This window comes from Streptomyces chlorus, from assembly GCF_042655885.1.
Classification (GTDB): domain Bacteria; phylum Actinomycetota; class Actinomycetes; order Streptomycetales; family Streptomycetaceae; genus Streptomyces; species Streptomyces chlorus.
The window spans coordinates 22,600-29,618 of the sequence record NZ_JBHSOA010000017.1; the positions used below are offsets into that span (position 1 = coordinate 22,600).

The 7,019-nt window shown below is 73.1% G+C and carries 6 protein-coding genes; 5 read left to right on the top strand and 1 reads right to left on the bottom strand.

The features are described from left to right. Positions 1-3 precede the first annotated feature (3 nt). Positions 4-1,152 (bottom strand): S-methyl-5-thioribose-1-phosphate isomerase, encoded by a 1,149-nt coding sequence (gene mtnA / locus ACFPZI_RS09820; RefSeq protein WP_381360977.1) that lies wholly within the window; start codon positions 1,150-1,152, stop codon positions 4-6. 147 nt (positions 1,153-1,299) lie between these two features. Here mtnA and ACFPZI_RS09825 point away from each other — a divergent pair, with 147 nt between their 5' ends. Genes ACFPZI_RS09825 through ACFPZI_RS09845 form a run of 5 tightly spaced genes read left to right on the top strand, consistent with a single transcriptional unit; the run spans position 1,300 to position 6,907 of the window. Continuing rightward, entirely contained in the window at positions 1,300-2,628 is a 1,329-nt protein-coding gene (locus tag ACFPZI_RS09825; RefSeq protein ID WP_381360980.1) for a DUF7544 domain-containing protein, read from the top strand. A 4-nt stretch (positions 2,629-2,632) separates the two neighbouring features. Further along, a complete protein-coding gene (locus ACFPZI_RS09830; protein WP_381360981.1) occupies positions 2,633-3,415 on the top strand; it encodes a DUF4129 domain-containing protein in 783 nt (260 codons plus the stop codon). Continuing rightward, positions 3,412-4,608 carry a DUF4350 domain-containing protein gene (locus ACFPZI_RS09835; RefSeq protein WP_381360984.1) on the top strand — a complete coding sequence of 399 codons (1,197 nt, stop codon included), beginning with the start codon at positions 3,412-3,414 and terminating at the stop codon, positions 4,606-4,608. Before ACFPZI_RS09830 ends, ACFPZI_RS09835 begins: the two co-directional genes overlap by 4 nt. Then, positions 4,608-5,597 (top strand): AAA family ATPase, encoded by a 990-nt coding sequence (locus tag ACFPZI_RS09840; protein WP_381360987.1) that lies wholly within the window; start codon positions 4,608-4,610, stop codon positions 5,595-5,597. The genes ACFPZI_RS09835 and ACFPZI_RS09840 overlap by 1 nt, the downstream gene beginning before the upstream one ends. After that, positions 5,597-6,907 (top strand): DUF58 domain-containing protein, encoded by a 1,311-nt coding sequence (locus ACFPZI_RS09845; RefSeq protein WP_381360989.1) that lies wholly within the window; start codon positions 5,597-5,599, stop codon positions 6,905-6,907. The genes ACFPZI_RS09840 and ACFPZI_RS09845 overlap by 1 nt, the downstream gene beginning before the upstream one ends. Positions 6,908-7,019: the final 112 nt, after the last annotated feature.

Sequence of the window (7,019 nt, forward strand, 5' to 3'; positions counted from 1 at the left end):
CCATTAGCTATTCGTGACCTGGCGTGACCTGGCGCACAGTGTGGCCAGGGCCTCTGCCGTCACGGGTGAGACGGCACCTTCCTCCGTGACGATCGCCGTGACCAGTTCTGGTGGTGTCACGTCGAACGCCGGGTTGTACGCCTGGGTCCCCAGGGGTGCCACAAGAATCCCGCCTCCCGCTTCGGTTCCGGCCATCGGCACCCGCGGTGCCGTGACCTCGGTCACTTCATGGCCGGGGCGCTGCTCGACCTCGATGGACGCCCCGTCCGGTGTCCGGGGATCGACCGTCGTCACCGGTGCCACCACTATGAACGGCACATGGTGGTACCGCGCGAGCACGGCGAGCGGATAACTCCCCACCTTGTTCGCCACCGAGCCGTCGGCTGCGATGCGGTCCGCCCCTATCAGTACCGCGTCCACCTCACCCGCCGCGAACAGCGATCCCGCCGCACTGTCGGTGAGCAGCGTGTACGCCATGCCGCTGCGGGCGGCCTCGTATGCCGTCAGGCGAGCACCTTGCAGCAACGGGCGCGTTTCGTCCACCCACAGTCGCCTGAGCCGGCCCGCCCGGTGCGCGGCCAGCGCCACCGCGAACGCCGTGCCCTCGCCGCCCGACACCAGTGAGCCGGTGTTGCAGTGGGTGAGGATCCGGTGCCCGCCGCCGGGCATCAGCTCGTCCAGCAGCGCCAGCCCGTGGCGGGCCATCCGGGCGCTGGCCTCGGCGTCCTCGCGGTGCAGCTGCCGTGCCGCGGCCAGCGCGGCCCCGGCCGCCTCCCGGAGATCGCCGCCGCGGGCGAGAACACCCCGGTGGGCGCTCAGGGCCCGGCGCACCCCCACCCCGAGGTTCACCGCGGTGGGCCGGGCACCCTCCAGCGCTGTGGCGGCGTCGTCCACGTCGAAGCCCCGTAAGGCGGCGAGGGCGACGCCGTACGCCCCGGCGATGCCCAGCAGTGGCGCACCGCGCACGGCGAGCGAGCGGATCGCCTCCACGAGCGCGGGGGCGTCCGTGCAGACGAGCTCGACCTCCTCGGCCGGCAGTCCGGTCTGGTCGAGCAGCACCAGAACGGGCCCTTCCGGTGGCTCCTCCCAGCGGATCACCGGGATGTCGGTCGGCCGCTTGTGGTCGCCGCTGTGTGCGTACTGATCAGCCATGCGGCCAGTCTGCCCCCTGGAACGCGGACAATTGAAGGCACAGTCCTCACCTCTGCCGGTCCGACAGGTCCGTTGAGGAACACCCCATGACACGATGGCTGCGAACCTGCCGCCGCGACCGCGGACGGGCACCGTGAAGGAGCGACGATGAACGACACTCCGGGCTGGGCTTCGCCCGGATCCGCCCCCTCCGAAGGGCAGGGGCCGGGTGCGTCCGGACCTGCCGAGCCCGCAGAGCCCCCGAACCCCGAGCAGCCCGCCCCGCAGGGTCCGGGCTGGTCGAAGGAGCAGCCGCCGAGCCAGTGGTCCGCGCCCACCGGCCGGCCCGGCGCCGCGGACCCCGGCCAGGCTCCCCCGCCACCACCGCCCTCGCCGGGCTGGGGCACCCCGCCCCCCGGCGGGCCCGGCTACGGCGGGTCCGGGGGATACGGCGGCGGGTACGGCAGTCCCGGCGGGTACGGGTCCTGGGGAGGAGGCTGGGGCGGGCCCCCGCCCGCGGCCAAGCCCGGCGTGATCCCGCTCCGCCCACTCGGCGTGGGCGAGATCCTCGACGGCGCGGTCTCCACCATGCGCACCCACTGGCGCACGGTCCTCGGCATCGCGCTGACCGTCGCCGTCCTCACCGAGATCATCGTCGTCCTCGTCCAGGGACTCTTCCTGGACAGCCCCAGCGCCGCGGCCCTCAGCGACCCGTCCGCCACCTTCGACGAGCTGACCGCCGCCATGGGCGACTCCCTGATCAACAGCGGGGTGGTCTACGTCGTCACCCTGATCGGCACCATCGCCGCCACCGCCCTGCTCACCACCGTCACCAGCCGCGCCGTGCTCGGCACGTCGGTCACCGCCGCCGAGGCCTGGCGCGACGCCCGCCCCCAAATCCTGAGGCTGTTCGGCCTGATCTGCCTGCTGATGCTCATCACCGCGCTCGTCGTCACGGTGGGCGCGGTGCCCGGCATCGTCATGGCCGCCGCGGTCGGCGGCGCGGGCGCGGTGGTGCTCACCGTCCTGGGCATCCTCGGTGCCGGCATCGTCGCCGTGTGGCTGATGACCCGCTACTCGCTGGCCTCTCCGACGCTGATGCTGGAGAAGCAGGGCGTCCTGAAGGCGATGAGCCGTTCCGCGAAGCTGGTGCGCGGCTCCTGGTGGCGGATCTTCGGCATCCAGCTGCTCGCGATGATCATCGCGGGCTTCGTCGCGTCGATCATCGTCATCCCCTTCACCGTGATCGCCATGACCGTCACCGGCGGCGGCGTCACCGGCTTCCTCAACAGCGCCGGCGGCGACATCGGCTGGACGTTCCTCATCATCACCGGAATCGGTGCGGTCATCGGCGCCATGATCACGTACCCGATCCAGGCCGGCGTCACCGTGCTCCTCTACATCGACCAGCGCATCCGCCGCGAGGCCCTCGACCTCGAACTGGGCCGCGCCGCCGGGGTCCAGGGCTACGGGCCCGGCACCGTCCCGGGGAGCTGACAGGGTGCACACCGCGGGGGGAGTGCTCACCGTGCTCACATCGGCGCAGACGCTGCCCGAAGCCGCCGGCAGCACAGTCCGGGTGCTGCTGCGCGGTGACGGCGAGCCGCCCGTCACCCTCCCGCGTGACCCCGCGCGGGAGGCGGCCCGGCGCGAACTGTCCAAGCAGAGGTACCACGAGAACGATCCCAGCTGGTTCCAGCGGGCCCTGGACGCCTTCTGGGAGTGGGTCGGCAAGCTGTTCGACGCCGCTTCCACCGCGGCACCCGGCGGTGTGCTCGGACTGATTGTCATCGCCGCCGCCGTGCTCGCCGTCCTGGGCGCCCTGTGGTGGCGCCTGGGCACCCCGCGCCGCCGGCCGGCCTCCGCTCCCGTCCTGTTCGCCGACCGCCCCCGCAGCGCCGCCGAACACCGCGCGGCCGCCGAGGCGCACGCCGTCCAGGGCCACTGGAACCAGGCCGTCCAGGAACGCATGCGCGCCGTCGTCCGCTCCCTGGAGGAACGCGCTCTGCTCGACATCCACCCCGGCCGCACCGCCGACGAGGCCGCCGCGGAGGCCGGCCGCGCCCTGCCCGCCCACACCGGCCGGCTGCACACCGCGGCCCGGAACTTCGACGACGTGACATACGGCGGCCGCACCGCGACGGAAGAGTCGTACCGGCAGATCACCGAACTCGACTGCGACCTGGAACGGACCAAACCCCGGCTCGCGAGCACCCCCGCCGGTAACCAGAACCACAGCGACAGCACCAAGGACGACAACGCCCGCCAGGGAGCCGCCGGATGACGACCGAGGTACCGTTCCCCTCCACCTCGGCCTCGCCCACCGCCCGCCAGGTGTGGGCCCGCGCGCGAGGTGTCGTCCTCGCGCTCGCGCTGCTGCTCGTGGCGGCCGTCGTCATCGCCGTGGTCCGCTCCGACGCCCACCACGGCGAACTCGACCCGCGCTCCGCCGACCCCCTCGGCAGCCGCGCGGTCGCCGAACTCCTGGCCGACCGCGGGGTGGACACACGCGTGGTCACCACCCTGGAAGAGGCATCCGCCGCCGCGAAACCCGACACGACCCTCCTGGTCGCTGCCCCCGACCTCCTGACGCACCGCCAGCAGTCGCGGCTGTACTCCGCGTTCGCCGACTCCGGCGGCCGCACCGTCCTGGTCTCCTCCGGCAGCGCGTCCGTCGACCGGCTCGCCCCGGGTGTCGTCGCCGACCCGGCCACCAGCTTCGGCTCCACCCTCGACCCGGTCTGCACCCTGCCCGCCGCCCGCAGCGCGGGCTCCGCCGACATGGGCGGCATCCGCTACACCACCACCCATCTCGACGCCGACGAGTGCTACCCCAGCGAGCGCCTGGCCACCCTCATACGTGTCCCGGCGGCCTCCGGGGCCGGCGACACGGTCCTCCTCGGCGCCCCCGACATCCTCCTCAACGACCACCTCGACGAGCACGGCAACGCCTCGCTCGCCCTCCAGCTCCTCGGCTCCCGCCCTCATCTGGTCTGGTACCTCCCCTCACTCGCCGATGCCTCCGCCGCCTCCGAAAAAGGCGAACGCGGCTTCTTCGACCTGCTCCCCTCCGGCTGGATCTGGGGCACCGCGCAGCTCTTCGTCGCGGCAACCCTGGCCGCCCTGTGGCGGGCACGCCGGCTCGGCCCGCTCGTGCCCGAAAGACTCCCCGTCGCGATCCGCGCCTCCGAAACCGTCGAAGGCCGCGCCCGCCTCTACCGCAAGGCGAACGCCCGCGACCGCGCGGCCACCGCTCTCCGCTCAACCACCCGCACGCGCCTCGCCCCCCTCGTAGGCGTCCCCGTGTCCCAGGCACACACGCCCGAGACCCTGCTTCCCGCCCTGTCCACCCGCCTCCACGGCGACGGGCAGTCCCCGCACGATCTCCTGTTCGGCCCGCCACCCGGCGACGACGCAGCCCTGATCACCCTCGCCGACCGACTCGACGCCCTCGAAAGAGAGGTACGCCGTCCATGATGGACCCGACCACTGACAACGCCGCGCACACCGGGGACCCGGCCGCCGCCCGCGCCTCCCTGGAAGCCCTGCGCGCCGAGATCGCCAAAGCCGTGGTCGGCCAGGACCCCGCTGTCACCGGCCTCGCCGTCGCCCTGCTGTGCCGCGGGCACGTCCTCCTCGAAGGTGTCCCCGGTGTCGCCAAGACCCTGCTCGTCCGCACCCTCGCCGCCGCCCTGGACCTCGACACCAAGCGCGTCCAGTTCACCCCCGACCTGATGCCGAGCGACGTCACCGGCTCCCTGGTCTACGACGCCCGCACCTCCGAGTTCTCCTTCCAGCCCGGCCCGGTCTTCACCAACCTCCTCCTCGCGGACGAGATCAACCGCACGCCCCCGAAGACCCAGGCATCCCTTCTGGAGGCCATGGAGGAGCGCCAGGTCACCGTCGACGGCACCCCCCGCCCCCTCCCCGACCCCTTCCTGGTCGCCGCCACCCAGAACCCCGTGGAGTACGAGGGCACCTACCCCCTCCCCGAAGCCCAGCTCGACCGCTTCCTCCTCAAACTCACGATCCCGCTGCCCTCCCGACAGGACGAGATCGACGTCCTCACCCGCCACGCCGAGGGCTTCAACCCCCAGGACCTGCGCGCCGCCGGCGTACGCCCCGCCGCGACCGCCGCCGACCTGGAAACGGCCCGCGCCGCGGTCGCGAAGACGACGGTCTCTCCCGAGATCACCGCCTACGTCGTCGACATCTGCCGCGCCACGCGCGAGTCACCGTCCCTCTCCCTCGGCGTCTCCCCCCGAGGAGCCACCGCCCTCCTGTCCACCGCCCGCGCCTGGGCCTGGCTGACGGGACGCGACTACGTCACCCCCGACGACGTGAAGGCCCTCGCCCTCCCCACCCTCCGCCACCGCGTACAGCTCCGGCCGGAGGCCGAGATGGAAGGCGTCACGACCGACTCGGTCATCAACGCGATCCTCACCCACGTCCCCGTCCCCCGCTGATGGCCCTCACCGGACGCGCCGCCCTCCTGGCGGCACTCGGCTCTCTCCCCGTCGGCCTCTGGGAACCGGGCTGGACGGGCCTCCTCGCCGTCAACACCTCCCTGGCGGTGGCCTGTGCCTGCGACTTCGCCCTGGCCGCCCCCGTGCGCCGGCTCGGCCTCAGCCGCTCCGGCGACACCTCGGTACGCCTGGGCGACACCGCCGACATCACCCTGACGGTCACCAACACGTCCCGCCGCCCGCTCCGGGCCCGTATCCGTGACGCCTGGCCCCCCAGCAGCTGGCAGCCCGGCACCGAAGTGGCGGCCTCCCGGCACCGTCTCACGGTCCCCGCGGGTGAGCGCCGACGCATCACCACCCGGCTGCGCCCGACCCGCCGGGGCGACCGCCGGGCCGACCGTGTCACCGTCCGGTCCTACGGTCCGCTCGGCCTGTTCGCCCGCCAGGGCACCCACGAGATCCCCTGGACGGTCCGTGTGCTGCCGCCGTTCACCAGCCGCAAGCACCTGCCGTCCAAGCTGGCCCGCCTGCGCGAACTGGACGGCCGCACCAGCGTCCTCACCCGCGGCGAAGGCACGGAGTTCGACAGCCTGCGCGCATACGTCCCCGGCGACGACACCCGCTCCATCGACTGGCGTGCCACAGCCCGCCAGTCCGCCGTGGCGGTACGCACCTGGCGCCCCGAGCGCGACCGGCACATCCTGCTGGTCCTCGACACCGGCCGCACCTCTGCGGGCCGGGTCGGCGACGTCCCCCGCCTGGATGCCTCCATGGACGCGGCGCTGCTCCTGGCGGCCCTCGCCTCCCGGGCCGGCGACCGCGTCGACCTCCTCGCCCACGACCGCCGCCTCCGCGCCCTCGTACAGGGCCGCTCGGCAGGCGACGTCCTCCCTTCCCTGGTCAACGCCATGGCCACCCTCGAACCGGAGCTCGTCGAGACCGATGCCCGAAGCCTCACGGCCACGGCCCTGCGCACAGCCCCTCGCCGCTCCCTGATCGTCCTGTTCACGACGCTCGACGCGGCCCCCATCGAGGAGGGGCTGCTCCCCGTGCTGGCCCAGCTCACCCAGCGACACACGGTCCTGCTCGCCTCGGTCGCCGACCCGCACCTGGCCCAGATGTCCAAGGCCCGCGGAAACGCCGACGCGGTGTACGAGGCAGCGGCAGCAGCCCAGGCCCAGGCCGAACGCGACCGCACCACGGAACAACTCCGCCGCCACGGGGTCACGGTCGTCGAAGCGACCCCGGACGACCTGGCGCCGGCCCTGGCAGACGCCTACCTCGCCTTGAAAGCAGCGGGACGCCTCTGAGGGAAGTAGACAAGAAGAAGAAAAAGGAAAGGGGCCCAAGGCCTCCATGAACGCGGAAAGCCCCGTGCCATGGGCACGGGGCTTTCCTGTAAGAATTGTTCGGCGGCGTCCT